This is a genomic window from Jatrophihabitans sp. (assembly GCA_036389035.1).
In the GTDB taxonomy this organism is placed as follows: Bacteria; Actinomycetota; Actinomycetes; order Mycobacteriales; family Jatrophihabitantaceae; genus Jatrophihabitans_A.
The window spans coordinates 473,821-495,714 of record DASVQQ010000011.1; the positions used below are offsets into that span (position 1 = coordinate 473,821).

16 protein-coding genes are annotated in these 21,894 nt (G+C 71.9%); 4 read left to right on the forward strand and 12 right to left on the reverse strand.

The genetic code is table 11. The features are described 5' to 3' along the window. Positions 1-56: 56 nt before the first annotated feature. Positions 57-3,932 carry a beta-ketoacyl synthase N-terminal-like domain-containing protein gene (locus tag VF557_10040; GenBank protein HEX8080536.1) on the forward strand — a complete coding sequence of 1,292 codons (3,876 nt, stop codon included), beginning with the start codon at positions 57-59 and terminating at the stop codon, positions 3,930-3,932. Between the two features lie 10 nt (positions 3,933-3,942). Continuing rightward, positions 3,943-4,959 (forward strand): methyltransferase, encoded by a 1,017-nt coding sequence (locus tag VF557_10045; protein HEX8080537.1) that lies wholly within the window; start codon positions 3,943-3,945, stop codon positions 4,957-4,959. 51 nt (positions 4,960-5,010) lie between these two features. Here VF557_10045 and VF557_10050 read toward each other — a convergent pair whose 3' ends face one another. The 12 genes from VF557_10050 to VF557_10105 all read right to left on the reverse strand — a co-directional run bounded on the left by VF557_10050 (position 5,011) and on the right by VF557_10105 (position 19,396). Next, a complete protein-coding gene (locus VF557_10050) occupies positions 5,011-6,054 on the reverse strand; it encodes a PEP/pyruvate-binding domain-containing protein (GenBank protein HEX8080538.1) in 1,044 nt (347 codons plus the stop codon). A 17-nt stretch (positions 6,055-6,071) separates the two neighbouring features. Further along, entirely contained in the window at positions 6,072-8,675 is a 2,604-nt protein-coding gene (locus VF557_10055) for a PEP-utilizing enzyme (GenBank protein HEX8080539.1), read from the reverse strand. Positions 8,676-8,762: 87 nt separating this feature from the next. Further along, the gene (locus VF557_10060; GenBank protein HEX8080540.1) at positions 8,763-9,998 is read right to left on the reverse strand and encodes a beta-ketoacyl-[acyl-carrier-protein] synthase family protein; all 1,236 of its coding nucleotides are present in this window, start codon (positions 9,996-9,998) and stop codon (positions 8,763-8,765) included. Then, complete coding sequence (locus tag VF557_10065) at positions 9,998-10,234, reverse strand: phosphopantetheine-binding protein (GenBank protein ID HEX8080541.1); 237 nt, start codon at positions 10,232-10,234, stop codon at positions 9,998-10,000. The genes VF557_10060 and VF557_10065 overlap by 1 nt, the downstream gene beginning before the upstream one ends. Next, complete coding sequence (locus VF557_10070) at positions 10,234-11,283, reverse strand: beta-ketoacyl-ACP synthase III (protein ID HEX8080542.1); 1,050 nt, start codon at positions 11,281-11,283, stop codon at positions 10,234-10,236. Before VF557_10070 ends, VF557_10065 begins: the two co-directional genes overlap by 1 nt. Further along, positions 11,280-12,311, reverse strand: coding sequence for an AfsA-related hotdog domain-containing protein (locus tag VF557_10075; GenBank protein HEX8080543.1), 1,032 nt, complete (start codon positions 12,309-12,311; stop codon positions 11,280-11,282). The genes VF557_10070 and VF557_10075 overlap by 4 nt, the downstream gene beginning before the upstream one ends. Then, positions 12,308-13,492, reverse strand: coding sequence for a hypothetical protein (locus VF557_10080; GenBank protein HEX8080544.1), 1,185 nt, complete (start codon positions 13,490-13,492; stop codon positions 12,308-12,310). Before VF557_10080 ends, VF557_10075 begins: the two co-directional genes overlap by 4 nt. Continuing rightward, the gene (locus VF557_10085; protein HEX8080545.1) at positions 13,489-14,394 is read right to left on the reverse strand and encodes a hypothetical protein; all 906 of its coding nucleotides are present in this window, start codon (positions 14,392-14,394) and stop codon (positions 13,489-13,491) included. Before VF557_10085 ends, VF557_10080 begins: the two co-directional genes overlap by 4 nt. A gap of 52 nt (positions 14,395-14,446) precedes the next feature. Next, positions 14,447-15,175, reverse strand: a complete 729-nt coding sequence (locus VF557_10090; GenBank protein ID HEX8080546.1) for a DUF6182 family protein — start codon at positions 15,173-15,175, stop codon at positions 14,447-14,449. Continuing rightward, entirely contained in the window at positions 15,169-15,795 is a 627-nt protein-coding gene (locus tag VF557_10095; protein HEX8080547.1) for a hypothetical protein, read from the reverse strand. The genes VF557_10090 and VF557_10095 overlap by 7 nt, the downstream gene beginning before the upstream one ends. Further along, complete coding sequence (locus VF557_10100) at positions 15,792-16,691, reverse strand: UbiA family prenyltransferase (GenBank protein HEX8080548.1); 900 nt, start codon at positions 16,689-16,691, stop codon at positions 15,792-15,794. Before VF557_10100 ends, VF557_10095 begins: the two co-directional genes overlap by 4 nt. Further along, the gene (locus VF557_10105) at positions 16,688-19,396 is read right to left on the reverse strand and encodes a PEP/pyruvate-binding domain-containing protein (protein HEX8080549.1); all 2,709 of its coding nucleotides are present in this window, start codon (positions 19,394-19,396) and stop codon (positions 16,688-16,690) included. The genes VF557_10100 and VF557_10105 overlap by 4 nt, the downstream gene beginning before the upstream one ends. Positions 19,397-19,647: 251 nt before the next feature. Between VF557_10105 and VF557_10110 the strand changes: the two genes are divergently transcribed. Both VF557_10110 and VF557_10115 read left to right on the forward strand, forming a co-directional pair. After that, entirely contained in the window at positions 19,648-20,514 is an 867-nt protein-coding gene (locus VF557_10110; GenBank protein ID HEX8080550.1) for an LLM class F420-dependent oxidoreductase, read from the forward strand. Between the two features lie 45 nt (positions 20,515-20,559). Next, entirely contained in the window at positions 20,560-21,807 is a 1,248-nt protein-coding gene (locus VF557_10115) for a hypothetical protein (protein HEX8080551.1), read from the forward strand. Positions 21,808-21,894: the final 87 nt, after the last annotated feature.

Sequence of the window (21,894 nt, forward strand, 5' to 3'; positions counted from 1 at the left end):
GGCTGCCAATCGACAGGACCAGGCGACTGAGCCGCGTCAATGAGGAAGGCTTCGCTTTGACTCCTGAAGGTGAGCACGGCCAGCTCGAGCCTGTCGCGATCATCGGAATGGGTTGCCGGTTTCCCGGTGGAATCACTTCCCCGGGCGCCTTCTGGCAGCTGCTGCAGGACAACCTCGACGCCCTGGGCGAGGTGCCGGCGCACCGCTGGCAGTCCTACGCGGCAAGGGGCCCCGACTACGCTAGAGCGGTCGGGCGGGCCATCAAGTACGGCGGATACCTCGATGACATCGAGGGTTTCGACGCGGACTTCTTCGGAATCTCGCCACGCGAGGCCGAACTCATGGACCCTCAGCAGCGGGTGAGCCTCGAAGTCGCCTGGGAGACCCTGGAAAACGCCGGCATCGCGCCGAGCAGCCTGGCCGGCAGCGACACCAGCGTGTTCATGGGGGTCTGCTGCGACGACTACGGGCGCAGGCTGCTGGAAGACCTGCCGCGGTTGGAGGCCTGGACGGGCATCGGCTCGTCGATGTGCGCCGTGGCCAACCGGGTCTCCTACGCCCTGGACCTGCGCGGTCCCAGCGTGGTGATCGACACCGCCTGCTCGGCATCGCTGGTCGCGGTGCACCAGGCCTGCCAGAGCCTGCGATCCGGTGAGACCTCACTCGCCCTGGCCGGCGGGGTGATGCTGGTGGCCAGCCCGAGCTTCGCGCTGGTACTCGACGCTGCCGGCGCGCTCTCACCCGACGGGACCTCGAAGGCCTTCGACGCCGCGGCCAATGGATACGTGCGCAGCGAGGGATGCGCGGTGCTGGCGCTGAAGCGGCTCGCCGACGCCCACCGTGACGGCGACCAGGTGCTCGCCGTCGTGCGCGGCAGCGCCGTGTGCCAGGACGGCCGGACCAACGGCATCATGGCGCCCAGCGAGGACGCGCAGGCCCACCTGGTGCGGCAGGCCTGCCGCAACGCCGGGGTGTCCCCGGCCTCGATTGACTATGTGGAAGCGCACGGAACCGGAACCAGCGTGGGCGATCCCATCGAGATCCGGGCGCTGACCGCCACCGTCGGCGCTGACCGGGACCCTGGCCGGCCCTGCCTGATCGGCTCGGTGAAGACCAACATCGGCCACCTGGAGGCTGCCTCCGGAGTGGCGGGAATCATCAAGCTGGTGCTGTCCCTGCGCGCGGGCGAGATTCCGGCGACCCTGTCGCGGGCCGGGCTCAACCCGAACATCGACTGGGACGGCTCGGGCCTCGAGGTCGTCGCCGAGAACACCGCCTGGCCCGAGTCCGGCGAGCATCCGCGCCGGGGCGGGGTCGGGAACTACGGCTACGGCGGGACGCTCGCGCACGTGATCGTCGAGCAGGCGCCCCCGGTGCTCCGGGCTGCCGTCCGTTCTGCCCCGGTCGCGGGGGAACTGCTGTTCCCGCTGTCCGGAGCGTCCGTCGCCGGCCTGCGGGCCAACGCCGCCCAACTGGCCGACTGGCTCAGAGCCGACGAGGACACCCCGCTCACCGCGATCGGCCACACCCTCGCGGCCGGACGATCCGCCCTCGGCACGCGGGCCTGCGTGGTAGCCGGGGACCGCGCGGAGCTGGCCGGTCGGCTGGACCAGCTTGCGGCCGGCCGGCCGGCCGCCGGCCTCAGCTCGGGGCAGGTGCTGCGCGGCGCGACGCCGCCGGCCGCGGTCTGGGTGTTCTCCGGGCACGGGGCCCAGTGGTCGGGAATGGGCCGTGACCTGCTGCGCACCGAGCCGCTGCTCGGCGCGACCTTCGACGAGATCGAGGAGATCTACCAGGCCGAGCTGGGGTTCTCGCCCCGGCAGGCGGTGCTGGACGGTGACCTTGGCGATGTCGGCCAGATCCAGGCGATGACCTTCGCCATGCAGGTGGGCCTGGCCCGCATCTGGCGCGGGTACGGCCTGGAGCCGGCCGCGATCATCGGCCACTCGGTCGGCGAGATAGCGGCCACGGTCGCCGCCGGCATGCTGGAGCTGACCGATGCCGCCCGACTGATCTGCCGCCGCTCGCGGCTGCTGCGACGAGTGGCGGGACAGGGCGCGATGGCAATGGTGAACCTGCCGTTCGAGCAGGCCGAGGCCAGACTGGCCGGCCGCGCGGACGTGACCGCCGCCATCGCGGCATCGCCGGTGTCCACCGTACTCAGCGGCAGCGCCGCCGCGGTGGAGCAGCTGCTGGAGCAGTGGCCGGCCGAGGGCCTGACACTGCGGCGGGTGAACTCCGACGTGGCTTTTCACAGCGCGCAGATGGACGATCTGGTTCCGGACCTGCTCGCCGGGGCGGCCGACCTGCCAGCCCAGCCGGGCCGGAGCGCGGTCTACAACACCGCGCTCGCCGATCCACGGGCCAACCCGCCGCGCGACGCCGGTTACTGGGCGGCCAACCTGCGCAACCCGGTCCGGTTCGCCGAGGCGATCGGCGCCGCGATCGACGACGGCCACCGGATCTTCCTGGAGGTGTCGACCCATCCCGTGGTGGCGCACTCGATCATGGAGACGCTGGCGGCTCGCCAGCTGACCGACGGCGTCGTGGTCGCCACGCTCAAGCGCGATCGTCCCGAACGGCCCACGCTGCTGGACAACCTGGGCGTCCTGCACTGCCTGGGGGTCGGGCTGGACTGGTCCGCCCTGTACCCCGACCGGGAATTGGCAGGGCTGCCCACCACGGCCTGGCAGCACCGGCGTTACTGGGTCGATGCCGTCCAGGCGGAGCCGCAGGGGCACCTGCAGCACGACGTCGACAGCCACACCGTGCTCGGTCACCACACCCTGGTGCAGGGCAGCTCACCGGTGTCGCTGTGGCAGACCCGGATCGACGACTTCAGCCGCCCCTACCCCGGCGGGCACAAGGTGCTCGACACCGAGATCCTGCCGGCCGCCGTGGTGCTGACCACCTTCCTCGCGGCCGCCGGCGGATCAGGTCTCACCGATGTCGTGCTGCGGGTGCCGATCGCCCTTACCACGCAACGCGATCTGCAGGCCGTCCGGCAGGACGACTCGCTGCGGCTGAGCTCGCGGCTGGCCGGCCAGGCCAGCGACCAGTCCTGGCTCACCCACTCCACGGCCGAGGTCGCGAAGGCGCAGGACCGGGACGCCGGCCGGCTGGCGCCCGCGCTGATCGACGCCGGCACCGACGAGCTCGATCCGGGCTGCGTGATGGGCCGGCTGAACGACATCGGCGTGGTCGGCATCGGCTTTCCGTGGCAGGCGCTGGCGGTTCGCCGCTCTGCCGAGCACCTGCTGGTCAGGATGGCCGCGGACCCGGACCGGCTGATGGCCACCGCGACCTGGGGCTCGCTGTTCGACGGCGGGCTGTCAGCGGCGCCGATCCTGTTTCCCGGCCTGCCACGGCTGCGGATGCCGAGCCGGCTGAGCGAGGTGAGCGTGCACGGCGATCCGCCGGCAGAGGCGATCGTCAGCGTCCGGCTGGTCGATGTGCAGTGGGGCGAAGGCCAGGACCGCGACCAGGCCGAGGACGTCGAGGTGGACGTCACGATCGCCGACCTGGACGGGGCCGTGCTCGCCGAGATGCTCGGGGTGCACTTCGGGGTGGTTCAGCAGGCGGCGCTTCCCGAACCGGGAGCATCAGAGGGCGTGCGCGACCAGCTGGACCAGCAGTGGCACGAGCTGCCGGCCCCCGAGCTTGCCGGCTACGTCGACTCGGCGGTGCGGGGGGTGGTGTCGTCCGAGCTGCGGATGGACCCCACCGATCTCGACGTGCACCGCCCGCTGTCGGAGATGGGGGTCGACTCGTTGCTCAGCGAATCGATCCGGCAGCAGCTGAACCGGCGATTCGGGATCGCGCTGCCCAGCAGCCTGCTCTGGGACCGGCCCAGCGTGGCGGCGGTGGCCGAGTTCCTGGCGGATTCGCTGCTCAACTCCCGCGCCTCGGCGGACGAGCGCCCCGCGGCCTGAGGAGGCGTCGATGACCACAGCAAGCGCGCCGTACGTCGAGATGATGCGGATGCTGCACGCGCCGCTGATCACCCAGGCGTTGGTGGTGGCCGCCGAACTTGGAATCGCGGACCTCCTCACCGGCGGGCCGCGCACCGTGGAGAGCCTGGCCGCCGAGGTCGAGGTGGACGCGGACGGCCTGTACCGGGTGTTGCGGGCGCTGGCCGGATCAGGGGTGTTCTGCGAGGTGTCGGCGCGCACCTTCGGCTCCACCCCGCTGGCCGACACCCTGCGGGCCGGCGGCGAGCACTCGCTGCGCAACTGGGCGCGGTTGTGGGGTTTGCCCGAGCGGCACGCCGCGATCGGTGACCTGCTGCACAGCGTCCGCACCGGGCAGCCGTCGTTCGAGCACCTGCACGGCCTGAGCTGGTGGGCGCAGCTGGCCACGCGGCCGGACCAGGCCGCGGTGTTCGACGCCGCGATGGGCGATCTGGCCCGCCGGCTGCACGCGGCCACCGTGGATGCCTATGACCTGTCCGGAGTGGGGAGGCTGCTGGACATCGGCGGCGGCCGAGGGCACCTGGTGGCGGCCCTGCTGCGCCGGTACCCGCACCTGCGGGCTGCCGTCTTCGACCAGCCCGAGGTGGTGCGCCACGCTTGGAAGGTGCTGGCCGGCGCCGGGGTGGCCGACCGCGGCGAGGTGATCAGCGGCGACTTCTTCACCTCGGTGCCCGCCGGCGCCGACGCCTACCTGATGTCGATGATCCTGCACGACTGGAACGACGCCCAGGTGGTCGGCATCCTGACGAACACCCGGCAGGCCATGGGAGAGCACAGCGAGCTTCTGGTGGTCGACGCCATCGTGCCACCCGGAAACACCGCGCACGACGGCAAGTTGCGCGATCTGATCATGCTCACCCTGCACCCCGGCCGCGAACGCACCGAGGCCGAGTTCGCCGCGCTGTTCGCCCGGGCCGGCCTGCGGCTGCGCGAGACTCGAGAAGTGGCCGCGTCCACCGGGCTGCTGGTGGCGGTCCGGGCGTCCTAGCCGCCGGCGCGGACCGAGCCGGCTGGCGCGGACCGAGCCGCCGGCGCGGACCTAGCCGCCGGCGCGGTTACCGGTCACCGCGCCGCTGATCCACCTGGTCACCGGATGGCTGGCGTCGAATCGCGGCCGGTGCGGCCGGCTGGACCAGACGGTCTCCGGCCGGCGCTGCAGCAGCACCAGCTCCCGGCCGGCCGGCTGGTCCTGCTCGACTGCGAACTCCAGGTCCTGCGGGCAGCCCTGTTGCCGCTCGATCTGCTTGCCCAGCCGGGCCAGCGAGATCACCTGCGCGTCGGTCAGGCAGGGCTGCGCCCAGCGTGCCGGGTCGACGCCGACAGCAGCGCCGCCGCGGCGGTACTCGATCCGCTTGTCGCCGGGCGTGAACTCCACAATGCCGAGTCCCACCTTGTCGATCACCCAGCGGTCCGGGGTGACCTCGCCGCCGACCACGGCCAGGCCCAGGCCCCAGCTCGCCTCGATCACGATCCGGGACCGGTCTCCGGTGACGGGTGAGATGGTGAACATCACCCCGGCCGCGCGGGCTCGCACCGTCCGCTGCACGACCACCGCCATCTCGACGGCGGCCGGGTCCAGGCCGCTGTTGCGGGCATAGCCGATGGCCTGGGCCGCGAAAACGCTGCTCCAGCAGCGCCGCACATGGGCCAGCACGTCCTCAGCCCCAACGACGTCCACCCAGGTCTGGAACTCTCCGGCGAAGCTGGCCGTCGCCGAATCCTCAGCGGTGGCGCTGGATCGGACCGCGACATCGAGGTCGGCGACGCCGGACTGCTCGCACAGGCGTTGATAACGCTGCCTGATCTCGGCGTCCACCGCCGCCGGGGTCGGGGCCGCCGCCAGCTGTGCTCCGAGCTGGTCGGCGGCCGCGGCCGGATCGCCGCCTTCGAGCGCGGCGACCACGGCGGCCCGCAATCCCGACTCGTCGAGAAAGGCGCGGTAGGCCGCGGCGCCGATGGCGAACCCCGGGGCCACCGGCAGCCCTGCCGCGCAGAGCCCGGCCAGGCCCGCGGCCTTGCCTCCGAACTCGCGCGGGTCCCGGCAGGCCGGATCGTCCAGCCCTCTGGTGAATGCCGCCGGCACGGCTGAATGCGCCGCGCTCACACCGCCTGCCCGGCCGCCGCGGACAGCACCACGACCTCACCGGTGGTGCCGTCCAGGCGAACCCGGTCACCGGTCTGCAGCCGCATGGTGGCGAACCCGGTGCCGACCACGGCGGGCAGCCCGTACTCGCGGCAGACGATCGCGGCGTGACTCATCATGCCGCCGATGTCGGTGACCACTCCGGCGGCGACCGAGAACGCCGGCCCCCAGGACGGGGCGGTGATCGGGCAGACCAGCACCTCGCCCGGACGCAGGTCACCCAGGTCGCGCTCGGAACGCAGCAACCGCACCGAACCCTCCACGACGCCCGGCGAGGCTCCGATCCCGGTCAGGTTGTCGGCCGCGCCGCCGTCCTGATCCAGGCCCAGCCAGGCCGCGACCCGCTCGGTGGTGACGCCGTAGTTCATGATCGCGAACGGGTCGACCACCTCCTCGGGTGCGGGCCCGTACGCGGGCAGCGGATTGGCGGCCTGCAGCGCGGCCACGATCGGCCGGCGCCGGTCGATCTCGGCGGCCCAGCGCTGGACGCCCCGCTGTGGAACGCCGATCGCCCAGGACTGGACGATGTCGTGCAGCACCTGCTCGAGTTCGAAGCGATTGAAGAAGAACACGTCGTCGCGCTGCCGGGTGAACCCCGAGGCCACCAGGAAGTCCCCGAGCTCCCAGAGCTTATGCCAGAACACCGAGTGCGCCCAGTGCTCGATGTAGATGTTGTGCTCTTCGATGTAGGGATACACCTGCCGGGACAGCCCCAGCAGCTCGTCGAACTGGACGGCCTCCTCGTCGGTGAGCAGGCTGCGGTACTCGGCGACGATCTCGTCGCGCTCGGCCAGCAGCCGGGCCACCGGCCGCTCGATCTCCTCACCCGCCTGCAGCCTGCCGATGTAGCGGGCGATTCCGGTCAGCGGGATCGCCGGATTGCTGAGCCAGGTGTCCTGGTCGTGGGTGAAGCCGTACTCGGCGAAGTAGTTGAACCACGGGTCCTTGGCGGTGTCATAGGCCTGCTGCCACTTCTGTCCGTCAGCCGTGCCGGCCAGTGCCGCGAAGGTCTTCTCCGGATCATCGCCCACGATAAGGTCGTGCACGCCCAATTCGCAGGCCAGCCGGGCAAGGGTCCGCAGCTCCTCGTCCGGCCGGAAGGCGAGGATGTCGATGCCGGCCACCATCCGCGCGATCAACTGCTCGGAGATCTCGGGGAAGGCCTCCTTGCAGAACTGGAAGAACACGATGTAGCCGCCGTAGCCGAGGTTGAGGAACTCGAAGTGGTGCTGCCAGACCACGAAGAGGTCGTCCATCAACCGGTGGTAGTCGGCGATCACCTCCCAGGCAGTGGACCGGCCGCGGGCCTCGGTGACCACCTCCATCGGCTCGTACTCCGGCAGCGGGGCAAAGCTGACGGTGCGCATGTCATCGACGAGGGCGACGACCTTGTCCTTCCAGCGGGCGTAGAGGGAATCCCAGTTCTGGTAGTAGAAACCGGCACGCTCCTGGAAGTGCTCGACGCGGCGGGCGATCTCGTCGGGATCGCTGACCGCGATCGGCGAGATGTAGAGGTAGCCGTGCTGGACGCGCACGTCCAGGCCCAGCGACGCGGGCAGCGAGAAGATCCGGGTGCTGCTCTGGGCGGCGCCGAAGTAGGCCGCCTCGGCGACCACGCTGCCCAGCGGGTGGGTGCCGCGCGACCAGTGCATGGTGTCGGCGAACCAGAGCCGGGAGGTCTCCTCGGCGCGGGTCTCCTCGGACGGGATGAGGTAGTAGGGGTACATCGACTCCCAACCCTCGCCGCCGGCCGGTGGTGGCACCTCGTGGAAGAACGCGAAGCGGGGCGGCTCTGCTGACCCCGCGCTCCGCTCGGAAAGCTGGCCCGCACCGGCTGCCTGGGGTTGCGCGGAGCCGCCCGGCTCCTGCCAGAGGGCGCCTGCGGCAAGCTCGTCGTCAAGCCGGCGCAGCAGCGCGAGGTCGATCTGGCGGATGTCGTCGACGGTGTGGCGCACGCCGGTGGCGGCCATCTCGGCGCGCTGGAAATTGTGCGCCATGCTGGCCGGCACGCCGAGGAAGCCGGCGCCGAGCGCCTTGCTCACCTCGGCCACCCGGTTGATGTCGTCGACGAAGAGCACCTCGTCGAAGTCGTAGCCGAAGATGTCGCGCACGATCTCGCGCATGCCCGGCCGGAAGTCGTTGACGTCGACATAGGGGATCTCGGCGTCGAAGAACTCGCGCAGGTGGCCGAGGTACTTGTCGAAGGTGTACTCGCGGTTGCGGCCGCCGTAGCAGGTGACCCGGACCCCGGCCTCGCGCAAGGTGGCCAACAGCTCGGCAGCGCCGGGCATCACCTGGATCGGGTGCTCCTTGAGGTACTCGTCGCGCTCGCGGAAGAAGGCGGCGATGGTCTCCTTGCCCGACCACGGCAGCCGGCAGGCCAGCGCCATGTTCTGCCCGGCCGCCAGCTGCGGCGAGCCCCACACGCCGCGCTCGACCGCCGCGGTGTACTCGCCGCCGTGCTTGGTGACGAACCGCTCGATCACCGGGCTGTAGGTGTCGTTCAGCAGGACCCCGTCGCTGTCCAGCGCGACGAGGCGGATCTTGTTCAGCTTGCTCATCTCTACTCCAATGTCGTCGGTGGTCAGCTCTGCGATCAGTCGGTTCGGCAGGTCAGTTCTGCGGTCAGTCGGTTCAGCGGTTGCCGGTCAGGCGGCGGTGAGCACCAGCGCGGCGTTGTGGCCGCCGAAACCCATCGAGGTGCTCACCGCGACCTCGATCGGAGCCGGGCGGGGCGTGCCGTGCACCACGTCGATGTCGAGTTCGGGGTCCAGCCGGGCGAGGTTGGCGGTCGGCGGCACGCTGCGGTGCTCGATCGCCAACGCGGTGTAGGCGGCCTCGATGGCGCCCGCCGCCGCCAGCGGATGGCCGGTCACACCCTTGGTGGACGTCACCAGCGCGCGCCCACCCAACACCCGGCGCAACATCCGGCCTTCGATCACATCGCCCAGCGGCGTCGAGGTGCCGTGCGCGTTGACGTGATCGACGTCCGAGCCGCTGAGCCCGGCGTCGGCCAGCGCGGCCCGCAGCGCCTGCTCGATGCCTTCGCCGCCAGGCGCCGGCGCGGTCGGGTGGTGGGCGTCGGTCGAGGCGCCGTAGCCGCGCACCACCGCCCGGACCCGGGCGCCGCGCGCCTGGGCGTCGGTCAGCCGTTCCAGGACCAGCACGCCGGCCCCCTCGGCCGGCACGAAGCCGTCCCGGTCGGCGTCGAAGGGCCGCGACGCCAGCTCCGGATTCTCGGTTCGTCCGGACAGCGCGCCCATCCGGGCCAGTCCGGTCACCGCCAGCGGCGTCAGCGCCGCCTCCGCGCCACCGGCGACCACCACGTCGCAGTCCCCCCGTCGGAGCAGCTCGCGCGCGATCCCCACCGCCGTCGCACCGGAGGCGCAGGCGGTCGCGGTGACCTGGCTGGGCCCCCTGGCCCCCAGGTCGATCGCGACCTGGCCGGCGACCATGTTGGCCAGGTACATCGGAACCATCAGCGGCGACACTTTGCGCGGGCCGCCCTCGGCCATCGCGAGCTGGCTGGCCTCGAAAGCCTGCACCCCACCGAGTGAGTTGCCCAGCACCACGCCGACCCGGGCGCCGTCCCAGGTCCGGGGGTTCCAGCCCGCGTCGCCGGCGGCCTGCCGGGCGGCCACGATCGCCAGCTGGACGAACCGGGCCAGCTGCCGGGAGGCGAAGCCGCCGATCAGGGTGTCGGGGTCGAAGTCCGGCACCCGGCAGCTGAAGTCCACCGGGCAGCCCAGCAGCCGGTCATCCCGGCTGGCGCAGGAGATGCCCGAACTCACCCGGTCCCAGTTCGGCCCGATCCCGATGCCGGCCGGCGTCACCAGCCCCAACCCGGTGATGGCTACCTCGAACGGCCGCCGTTGCGGCGGCATCAGGGCAGCACGCCCTTGGCCACCAGCAACTGGGCGGCGTCGGCGACGGTCATCGTGTCGGTCAGCTCGCCGTCCTCGAGCGTGACGCCGAACTCGGTGTCCAGCACCAGGGCAAGCTCGACGATCACCAGCGAGTCGAAGCCGAGATCACCGAAAGCCGTGTCCTGGCCGATGTGCTCCTGCTGGACCTTGAAGTCGTCGAGCAGGATCTTCGTGATCCGCTCTTGGAGAGACATTATTCTCGCCCTTCTGAGGGGTCGGACCAGGTTGTCGGCTCGGTGCCGGAACCCTCGGGCAGCTCGGGCCAGACCAGGCCGACCGAGCCCCAGGTGAGGCCGCCGCCGAAGGCCGCCAGCACCACCCGGTCGCCGGTCCGGAGCTCGCCGGACCCGACTCCGGCCGCCAGTGCCAGCGGAACCGAGGCGGCCACCGTGTTGCCGACCTGCGCGATGTTGCTGACGAACCGGTCCAGCGGCACCCGCAGGTTTCGGGCGATGGCCGCGAGGATGCGGGCGTTGGCCTGGTGCAGCACCCACCGGTCGACCTCGCCCACCGGCCAGCCGGCCAGGTCTGCTGTCAGCTGCACCGACTGCGTCATCCGGTGCACGGCCTGGGCGAACACCGGCCGGCCCTGCATCCGGAAGTAGGTGTCCTCCTCCTTCACCGGCAAGCCCAGGGACCGCTGCCGGGAGCCGCCGCCGGGAATCTCGATCAGCTCGCGGCGGGTGCCGTCACTGCCCAGGTTCAGCCCGGTCAGGGCACCCCTCTCACCGGCCGTGCCGGCTCGCAGCAGCACCGCGCCGGCGCCGTCGCCGAACACCGCCCGGGTGGTCAGGTCGGTCGGGTCCAGCACCGTCGAGAAGGCGTCCGCGCCGATCACCAGGACGCTGTCGACCGTCTCGGCGGCGATCAACCCGGCCGCGGTCGCCAGCGCGTATACGAAGCCGGTGCAGACCGCTCCCACATCGAACGCGGCGACCGGCCCCAGCCCCAGCCGGGCGGCCACGTCGGGCGCGATCGCCGGGCTCAGCTGATCGGGCGTGTTGGTGGCGATGACCAGGGCGTCGGCCACCGAGGCGCCCGCCGAGGCCAGCGCCAAGCGGCCCGCCTCGACGGCCAGATCACTGGTGGCCTGGCCGGCGCCCACCACGTGCCGCTGCTCGATCCCGGTGCGGGTGCGGATCCATTCCGGGTCGGTGTCCCACCACGGCATCAGCTCGTCGTTGCGCACCACAGTGGGCGGAACCCAGGCGCCTACCCCGGTCAGAACGGCGGCCCGGGTCACGCGGTCCTGCTTTCCGGCTCGGTCATGGCCAACTGCGCCCTGGCGATCTCGGCTCCGGCCTGCCGAAAGCGCACCTCGACCGCCCCCCGCACACCGTCGAGCGGTGTGGCGATCAGCTCGATCGGCTCGGTCAGCTCCGCGTAGGCGCTGAAGGACGAGCTCATCGCCGTCATCTCGGTGTGCTCGGGACCCGCGCCGCCCCAGTGCTCGGTAGCCAGCGCCGCCAGTTGCCGAGCCGCCTCGACCAGCACCATCGCCGGAATGTGGTCCTGGGCGTGGTCGAACAGGCTGGTGTTCTCCACCGGGACCCGCAGCCGGGCGCTGACCGTCCGGTCGCCGGCCGCCACGTCGAGCAGCACGGCGTCGGTGGGCCGGAGCCGGCCGACCCTTGCGGGCGCGACGGGGCTCCCACCGGCCGGCGTCAGCTCGTCCGAGGACGGCAGCGCGCCGGGATGCTCGCGCGAGCGGACCACGCGGTAGGCCGGGTGGCTGAGGTAGCCGACCTCCATCCGGACCCGGCCGATCAGATCGCCGGCGGTCCAGAGCTCCAGCCGGTAGTCCAGCCCCCGGACCCGGTCCCGGACCACCCGCGGGTTGCTGGTGACCGCGGCGATCAGCAGCTCGGACGGACCCGGCGCCGTCGTCGCAGCGGCTGCCGTGCTCGCGCCGGCCCGGGTCGAAGGGAATTCGGCCGACCAGTTCCGCAGCACGAAATGCGCGTCCGGCTCGACGCCGAACAGGGCGTGCGCGGCGTAGGTCTCGGCCTGCCGGGCGCATTCCAGCAGCAGCATCGGGTCCCGACGCCGGCTGGGTCCGGTGTGCCCGGCGTAGTGCGGGTGCCCGGCCGGCAGCAGAGCCGCCGCGGTGAAGCCGGCCGGCCCGGTTCGGACCGCGCCGGTCAGAAAGGCCTCGGCAGGGTTGCGGCGATGCAGCAGCGCGCGGTCCACGGTGGCCGTGAAGCTCAGCCCGGCCGCGACCGGTGGCGCCGAGTCGTCCGGAGTTCTCGACATCACGGTTGCCTTTCTCATGCCGCTGAGCCCGCCGCTGAGCCCGCCGCTGTGGTTGCCGACGGCCCGAGCAGGGCGCCGAGCAACTGCGCGGGCGGCGCCGCCGCGTCCCTGCTCAGCAGGCTGGTGACCAGCCGGTAAGGGTCCACGTAGGGCAGCCGGCCGGCCAGCGCCGACAGGGCGGCAGTGCTGGCCGCCAGGCCGGCGGAGCTCACCGGCCGGTCGCCGTGCTCGGCCAGCAGCCGCCCGGCGCGCTGCACCCAACGCCGCAGGTGCCTGGTCGAGAACGACTCCCGGGCCGTACGGCCCAGCCCGGCCACCAGGTACAGCCGAAGCCCGAGCGCGAAGGCCGGCTCGCCGAACTCGGCCACCAGCGGCCCGGACAGCGCGCCCACCGTGTAGCCCTGCCAGCCGCCGAACCGGGTGGCCCGGGCGACGCCGTCCAAGGGCACCCTGGGGAACTCCAGCCGCGACACCTCGGCTCCGAGCCCGGTCAGCACGTGGGCCATCGTCCGGTAGTCGGCGCGGATCTCGACGTCGTGCGCGAGCACCACGTGGTCGTGATCGGCCAGCTGCGGAACCAGCTCGCACAGCGTCGACATCAGGTAGTTGGCGTGCCCGTCCGAGCCGAGCATCATGCGCAGCGGAAGGCCCGCTGCCGTCGCGTCCAGGTACACCGGGGCTCCGAACGGGCGCCCGTCGATGCAGAGGTCGTTGCGCACCAACAGCTCGATGAGCTCCTCGGCTGCCATCGGGGTCGGGCCGGTGCGGCCGAGCCCCGGGTCGAGCATGCCGAGCATCCGGTAGTGGCCTTGCCACAGATCGAGCAGGCGCGCGCTGACCGGATGGGCCCAGCCGGCGGCAGCGCGGCGCACCAGCGGTTCCAGCGCCGGGTAGTCCACCCGCTCATCGCGCTGGAACTCCCCGTACAGCTCGCCGATCTCCTCCTCGGCGCACCGGCTGAAGTCGAAGCCCGGGTACCGGCGGTCCAGGTACTCCCAGAACCCGGCCACCTGCCGGCTGCCGGCGTGCGCGAGCGGGTGATACACGTGCGTCACGTCGGCGAAGGTGGCGCTCGCCCGGTGCAGCAGGTCCATCGAGAGCAGCAGCTTCAGGTGGGACGGGGTAAGCGGCTTGGTGGGGCTGACCGTCACCGGCGCCAGCAGCACCCGGCGGCGAGCGGGGCGGATCGCGACCGTCATACGCCGGTCTCCTCGCGGGCCAGCTCCTGGCGCACCCGGCTGATCGCCTGCTCAGCCTCGGGAATGCTGCAGTAGCCGGGGTTGGCGATGAAACTGCGCCCGCTCGGCACCTCGCCGATCCGGGGCACCAGCCACAGGTGGAAGTGCTCGGCGCCTTCCATGCAGGAGAACACGTGGATCCGGGTGGCGCCGGTGGCCCGTTTGAGGGGGCCGACGAACCGGTGGATCAGCGGCCCGATGCTGGCCGCCTCCTCCTCCCGCATCTCGGCGAAGTCGAGGTAGTGCCGGTGCGACTCGATCAGCAGGGTGCCCGCCGGCCAGTACGGGGTGGGGCCGTGCCCGAGCCGCCACATCCCGTCGTCGAACAGGTATCCGCCCGGCGGGGAGATGTAGCCGCCGTAGGCGGGGAGCGCGCCGCCCCGGTACTTGACGCAGATCAGGCACTCGTGCTCCTGCACCGCGTGCGCGCTCAGCAACCGGCTGAACGGATCACGGACCTGGGCCAGCGGCTCCAGCTGCGCGTGCCGGATGTACCACTCGTCCAGCGCGGCCGCGTCGGCGACCGGGTCGGAGGTGGGCGAGAGCTCGACGTCCTTCCAGCGCTCGCGCGCCTGGTCCTCGGTCAGCGAGCCGAGCGCGGCGACCTCGGCCCAGCTGGCGCCGCGGCTGCGCAGGTGGTGGACGATCGCCTCTTCGAGCTTGGGCAGCTCGCTCGCCAGCAGTGACCACAGCCGGCCGGCCAGCACCGGCTGCCCGTCAGGCTGGGCGGAGGCTTCGCCCGGTGCGGCGGAGGCGCCGTCCTCAGCGGCCACGGCCACCCGGAACGCCTCCGACAGGTCGCGCAACCGGGTGGACAGGGCCAGCCGGGCCAGGTCGGTCTCGGTCAGGTTGGTGATGTCCACGCGATGGTCCTTCGGGTTCGTCGTGCCACGTCCGGATGGTGGTGATCGCCGCTCACACGGCGGACAGCAAGGTGTGCAGGTGCAGCCGGTCGGTGTTGCCGCGCTCGGGCAGCACCCGGGCATAGGCCGGTGGGTCACCGGTCGGATCGATCGCCAGCGTCGGCCGGTGGCTCAGCCGCAACGACTCGCCAGCGCCCAGCCGTCCGAGCAGCACCGCCTCGGCCAGGGTGTGGTGCAGGTGGATGAGGTAGTCGGCCAGGCTGAGCCCGGCCACGGCGACCTGCAGGACCCGCCGCGGACCGGCGCCTGGCAGATCCGGCTCGCCCGCCAGATCCGGCTCACCCGGCAGGGCCGGCTCGCCCGGCAGGTCAAGGTCGCCGGGCAGCTCCGGCAGCTGCCCGGTCACCGGCTTGAGCAGCCGGCTCAGGCCGGGCCGGTGACTGTTCGGAAACGGCCCCAGCCAGGCAGCCGTCGCGGCCGGCGACACCACCCGGGCCTGGTTCTGCACCGTGAGATTGGCGGGATTGCCGAACAGGAACCGGGTCCGCGTCCAGGACCGCAGCCAGGCCACTGCCTCGGCCGGCTCCAGCGCGGCGGCGAACTGCCGCGCCCCGTGCACCAGGTCGCCCAGCCGCACCGAGCGCAGCAGCACCAGCACGGTGGCGTCCGCCTCGCCCGCCGCCGGCTGGGCCGTCACCGCGCTGACCCGTTCGGCGAGCAGCTCCGCCAACCGCGACTGAGACTGGGACTGGGACTGCTCCGGCGACACGGTGCTCAACACGCCGCCTCCCCCACCGCTGACACGATCTTGGCCAGCACCGAGTCCGGCGAGGCGGTTCCGTCGACGATGGTCAGCGGCAGCCCTTTGATCTCGGCCAGCATCCGGGCCCGCAGATCGCTCTGCATCCGGAGGAAGCCGTCCCGGGAGACCACCGGGCCGTAATGCTCGAAGGCGCTGGCCTTGACCCCCCGTCCGGCGCGCTCCCAGGTGACCTCGGCGGGCACGTCGAGGTACACCACGCCCTCAGGCTGGGGGAAGGACCGCCAGTAGTCGAAGGTGGGCTCGTGCGAGACGCCGAGCAGGTCACACGCGGCAAGCACCTTGTAGAAGAACGAGTCGATGATGACCGGCCCCGGGCCGGTCTGGCGGGCCAGCTCGTCGCGCTGGTGCAGGATCACCGAGTGCATCACCGAGATCACCAGTTCGACGGTGTAGCGCTTGCCGGCCCACACCAGCGCGTCGTCGATCCAGCAGCCGCGCAGCAGGGCCACCAGCGGGTAGTCGCGCAGGAAGCGGTCGTCGTGGGACACCACCTGCCAGCCGTGCTCGTCGCGCAGCCGGGCCAGCGCGGTCGACTTGCCGGCGAAATCGGGTCCGAGCAGCGTCCAGAACGGGGTCATCGAAGAGTTCCTTTGGTCAACCAGCCCACGGCGAAGAAGCTCGTATACATAGCGGGGATGTATGCCACGGTGTGGGGAATCGGCCAGTGCGGGGCTCCGGCGGCGAACTTCGCCACGGCCAGCGCCGGCAGGGCCAGCGGAGCCAGCACCAACCATCCCCAGCCGGCCCCCGAATGCCAGGGGGTGAGGATCACCAGCACGGCAGCGGTGGCCGTCACCGCCGCGCCGAAGGCGGCCAGCGAGGTGCCGGACGGGCCGAGCACGGTGACGTAGCTGCGCTCCCCCGGCCGCGGCTGCCGGGTCGCCTTGCGGCCCAGTTCCACGCACAGCGCGCTCACCGTGACCGCCAGCACGGTGATCAGCCCGGCGGCGGTGGGGCGCAGGTCCTCGGCACGCAGGAAGCCGAAGTAGACGTAGAGGCTCAGCATCGCCAGGATCGGCAGGTTCACCGCCAGCTGCAACGCCAGCTGGTCCCGGTGCGGCCAGCCGGCCAGCCGCTCCAGGGCGACCACCACGATGGTGTAGGCCATCTGCCCGGCCAGCATCGCCAGGGCCACCCCACGACCGGCGTTGAGCAGCAGCAGCAAGGCGCTGCCGAGCGCGACCAGGCTCACCAGGTCGCGCTCGGAGACCATGCCACTGGGCAGCGGCCGGTCGGGATTGACCCTGCGGTCGTAGTCCAGATCCCTGACGTCGTCCAGCGCCCGGATCAGCAGCATGGTGACCACCAGCGTCACTGCCGTGATCAGCAGCTCGGCATCGGGACGCCAGCTGCGGACCGCGCCGGTTCCGCAGGCGAACAGGGCGGTGAGCCCGAGCGCCCAGGAGACCGTGTACGGCAGCTGCACCGACGGCCGGTAGGCGGCGCCGATATAGCGGCCCCACCTGCTGATCACGACTCGGTGTCCAGGATGCGGACGGTGCCGGCGGCCCCGTCGACCTCGATGAGGCTGCCGTTCCGAATGCGCGTGGTGGCCTCGGGGACCGCCACCACGGTGGGAATGCCCAGCAGCCGGCCGGTGATCGCGGTATGCGAAAGGAGCGTGCCCCGTTCGACCACCAGGGCCTTGGCCGACATCATCAGGAACAGCCAGCCGGGATCGGTCTCGCGAGCCACCAGGATGCGGTCACGGGTCTCATCGGCGGTGACCGTCGGATCCAGCACCACCATCGCCCGGCCGCGGACCGTGCCGGCGCTGGAGGCCAGGCCGACCAGGACATCGGATCGGTCGGTTCCGCCGGCAGCCGGCAACTGCTGGCCCAAGGCGGCCAGAGCGAGCGTCAGGGGCTCGTCGGGATCGGTCCCCAGCCGCGCGGGAAAAGTGCGCTCAGCCGCTATCCAGCCGGCCCGCTCCGCCGCCCGGACGGCCGCCAGTCCCCGCAGGTCCGCACCGGCGACGGTGCCGTCGAACGCGCCCAGAACCTCCTCGACGGTGAGGTCCAGGACGTCTCTCGGCTCGTCCAGCAGGCCGGCCGCCACCAGGTGCTCGCCCTGGCGCAGCAGCAACGCGCGCAGGTCGCCGAACAGCTGGCTCCGGCAGAACCGGGTGTCCTCGCGGACCTGCAGCAGGGTCCGCATGGCGCTGAACAGCCCTGCCAGCACTGCCCGTTCGGCTGGGTTGGGGCAGTGCCGGCGCAGCTCCCGGCGGGCCTGGCGACGAACCTTCTGCCCCATCGCCAGGCTGTCCCGCACGGTCTTGCCCTGCCGCAGGTAGGCGCGCACCGCGGGCAGCACCGTCCACGGCTCGGCGCGCGGGGTGATCGCCTCCAGCTTGAGGTCCTGCAGGCCACGGTCGCCGTAACGGCGCACGTGCTCGCTCAGCGCCGAGGCGAACTCCTGGCCGTGGCTGCCCCCGATGAGCTCGTTCCACAGTCGCCGGGGATCGGCGTCGGACAGCAGCGCCTGCCGCAGCGCGGCGGACTCGCCGGCCTGGGAGGCCAGCGCCACCACCGAGTGCAGGGCCTGGGCCGACCGGTTCAGCCGACCGCCGCTCAGCATGCCGTTGAGCACGCTGCGGTCAGCCGTCGACGCCCAGCGCCGCAGCAGTCCGTTCACCGCCCAGTTGGCGGTGAACAGGAACACCCCGTTGACCAGCGTGACGCCCCAGCGGTCACTGACCTGCCGCCACAGCTCCCGGTAGGCCGCCACCACCTCGGACGGGCTCAGCTCCGACACGTCCAGCCGGGCGTGGTAGCTGTCCCACCAGTCCAGGAACTCTCGCACCCGCCGGGGATGGGCGGTCAGCCGGAGCGCGATCTCGGCCAGGTCGAGCGCCTTGCTGATCGCGTTCGGCCTTACGGCGACGGGCTCTGCCGCGGTCAGGCCCAGCGCTTGCTCCCAGGTCGACCACAGCGGCCGGAAACACCGCATCATGGCGTGCAGCTGGTACCAGTTGTCGATCGCGTAATAGACGTGGCCGTCGAGGTATCCCACCATCTGCCGCAGCCGCGGCCGGTTGCGCGCGATCACCCGGGCGGGTACGCCCATCCGCCGGTACAGGTCGGTGAAGCCCACTTCGAACAGCTCGCGGCCCACCGAGTAGGTCAGCGCGCAGCTCACCCCGGGAAAGCTCTCGGTGATGTTGTTGTTGTCCCACAGGATCGCCGGCGCCTGGCTCGGCATCGGAGCCGCCGGCTGGGCAGCCGCCGGAGCGGTGATCGGACGGGCCTGCACCAGGTGGATCCGGCCGTCGGCGGTGATGGTTCCCTCAATGTCCTGCGGGGCGCCGAAGTGCTGCTCTACCCGAGCGGCCAGGGCGGTGATCTCGTGCAGCTCGGCATCGGCCAGCACCGGCAGCGCGGCCAACCCCGGCTCGACCGCGACGGCGACCGGGCCCTGGTCGGGCCGGGCCGGATCCCAACCGACCGCCCGCGACTTCAGCTCGACGCGCGCCTGGATCTGCCCGCTCGCCTGGTCGACGAAGAAGTGGTCGACGTCGGCCTTCTCCTGCACCACCCCTTCGCCGATTCCGTACGCCGCCGCGATCACGCACTGCGCCGCGCCGTCCAGCGGGTTGCGGGTGAACGCGACGAAGGACCGGACGCCCATCACCATCCGCTGGACGCCCACCGCCACCCGGGTCGCGAACGGGTCCATCCCCCGGTGCGCCCGGTACAGCACCGCCTCGGGATTGAACGCCGAAGCCCAGCAGGCCGCGACCCGGTCGGCCAGTTCGGCACGGCGGACGTAGAGAAAGCTGTCGGACAGGCCCGCGAACGGGTCGGCCGCCGAGTCCTCACCCGATTCCGAGTTCCCGACCTTGGGCACCACGCAGGCCCGGACGGCGACCAGCCCGTCCGGCCCGGCGATCTCGTCGAAGCAACTGTCCAGCTTCGCGCGCAACGCCGGCGGCACGCCCAGCTCCCGCACCCGACGCCGCAGCGCCTGGGCGCGGTCAGACGCCTCCAGCGGGGTCGCCATCGAGGCGCGGACCTCGGGCCCGACCGCGTAGTCGAACACGGTCGCCGGCACGCAGGCCAGCCGCGGAATCGGAAAGCCCGCCTGCTCCAGGGACGCCTGCCGGGTGAACTTGTGTCCGAAGAGTTCGGGGTTGGCGATGGTCGACTCGCTCTCGACCAGCCACTCCGAGACGGGGTTCACCAACGCGCTTCTCCTTAGGCCTTCGAGTAAACGGCCACGACTCCGGCGGCCACGTCCGGTGGCGAGTGAGCACGATTGCTACAGGCGGACAGGATGGCCAAGCCTCACACGGAGAACTCGGTAGCGCCTCTCGCTCTGTGCCTTCCTGCCGGAGCGCTCCTTTACCCCCGGCGGCAACCGCCCTAGGGTCGGTGGGTCGAAGCCGAGGACGGTCAGCTCGCGCCGGTGCTCTGCGCGGGAAGGGGAGCAACGTGAAGATCGGGCTGCACATCGCGGATTTCACCTATCCGAGCGGGCCGGCCGGACTGGCCGATGACCTGACCAGAGTGGCCGTGGCGGCTGAGGAAGCCGGCTTCGCGCGGGTCAGCGTCATGGACCACGTCTGGCAGATCGGCGTGCTGGGCCCGCCCGAGCACGAGATGCTCGAGGCCTACACCACGCTCGGCTACCTCGCGGCGCGCACGTCACGGGTGGAGCTGCTGGCCTGGGTGACGGCCGTCAGCTACCGGGAGCCCGGAATGCTCGCCAAGCTGGTGAGCACTTTGGACGTGCTGTCCAAGGGCCGGGCCTGGCTGGGCATCGGCGCCGCCTGGAACGGTGAGGAGGCAGCCGGGCTGGGGCTGCCGTTCCCGAGCACCGCCGAGCGGTTCGAGCGGCTGGAGGAGACCCTGCGGATCTGCCTCCAGATGTGGAGCGAGAACGATGGCCCCTATCAGGGCACGCACTACCAGCTCGCCCGCACCCTCAACGTGCCGCAGCCGATCCGTCGGCCGCCGATCCTGATCGGCGGCGGCGGGGAGAAGAAGACCCTGCGCCTGGTGGCCCGCTACGCCCAGGCCTGCAACCTGTTCGCCGGCCCGGACCTCGAGCGCAAGCTGGAGATCCTGCGCGGGCACTGCGAGGCCGAGGGCCGCGACTACGACGAGATCGAGAAGACCGTGCTGGTCCAACTGGACCCGGGCGAGCATGGCGAGAAGATCGACGACCTGCTCGCGCAACTGCGGGACCTGGCCGCTCTCGGCGTCAGCCACGCGCACGGCTGGGTGCCGCAGGTCTTCCAGACCGAGCGGCTGGAACTGCTCGGCAAGGAGGTGGTGACTCCCGCCGCGGCGATGTGATCAACCCGGCTGCGCGGCGGAGGCCGAACCGGGCAGAATGTAACGGTGCCTGGAACTTCTCGCCTGGGCCGGGCAGTCACCGTCGCGCTCGCCGTCGGCTCACTGATCGCCGGCTGCACCTCCGCGCCGTCTGCCACCGACCCGGCGGGCGGCAATCCGTCGATGTCGGACCGGCCTACCGGCTCCACCGCGGGCACCTCGACGTCCCGATCGGCGCATCCGCACTCCAGCACGCCGACCGCGGTGTCGATCGCGGCCCTGCGCCCGGGCGAGCGCTGGATCACGCTGCCGATGCCCGGTGGCGCCTACCGCCCGCAGGCCGAGGCCGGCGGCACCGACGACTACCGCTGCATCCTGCTGGACCCCAAGATCGCCGCCGACTCGTTCCTGTCCGGGGTGGTGCTGCAGCCGGGCAACCCCAACCTGGTGCACCACGCCATCCTCTACCGGGTCGACCCGGAGCAGCTGGGCGCGGCCAAGGCCAAGGACGCCAGTGACCCGCGGCTGGGCTGGTCCTGTTTCGGCGGGCCGGGCCTGCCCGGCAACGGCGCTGACCTGGGCGGGCTCAACTCCGCGCCCTGGGTGGCCGCCTGGGCGACTTCGGGCGGTGAGCAACGCTTCGCCGCCGGCACCGGCCAGCGCACCAGGGCCGGCACCCGGGTGATCCTGCAGATGCACTACAACCTGCTCAACGGCGACGGCGCCGACAACACCACCGTCAAGTTGCGGGTCGCCCCCCGCGGCGCGCGGCTGCAGCCGCTGCAGACCATGCTGCTGCCGGCGCCCGTCGAGTTGCCCTGCCCGGCCAACGAGACCGGAGCGCTGTGCGACCGCGACGCCTCGGTGATCGATGTGATGCGCCGGTTCGGAGTGAACTCGGGCCGGGTGGTGGCCGGGTTGCAACTGCTGTGCGACGGCTCGCTCACCGCCCCCAAGGCCGGTCCCACCCAGAGCTGCGGACGCCCGGTCACCAAGACGATGGACCTCAGGGCCACCGCCGGGCACATGCACCTGCTCGGCAGGTCGATCCGGATCGACCTGCAACGGCAGGACGGGACGAGCCGGCGACTGCTCGACGTCAAGGTCTGGGACTTCGACGACCAGCGCGCCACCGTGCTGCCCGAGACGCTCACGGTGCGTGCCGGGGACCGGCTGCGGGTGACCTGTACCCACGACGCCACCCTGCGCCAGAAGCTTCCTGCCCTGGACAAGTTGCCGCCGCGCTACGTGGTGTGGGGCGAGGGGTCATCCGATGAGATGTGCCTGGGGATCGTCAGCTACACCGAGTCCTGACCACGCCTCAAGACCGCTCCGCCGAGCACGCTCGCAACCGGCAGACGTAGTATCGACACCTACGTCGAGGTTCGCCTCGACCCGGAG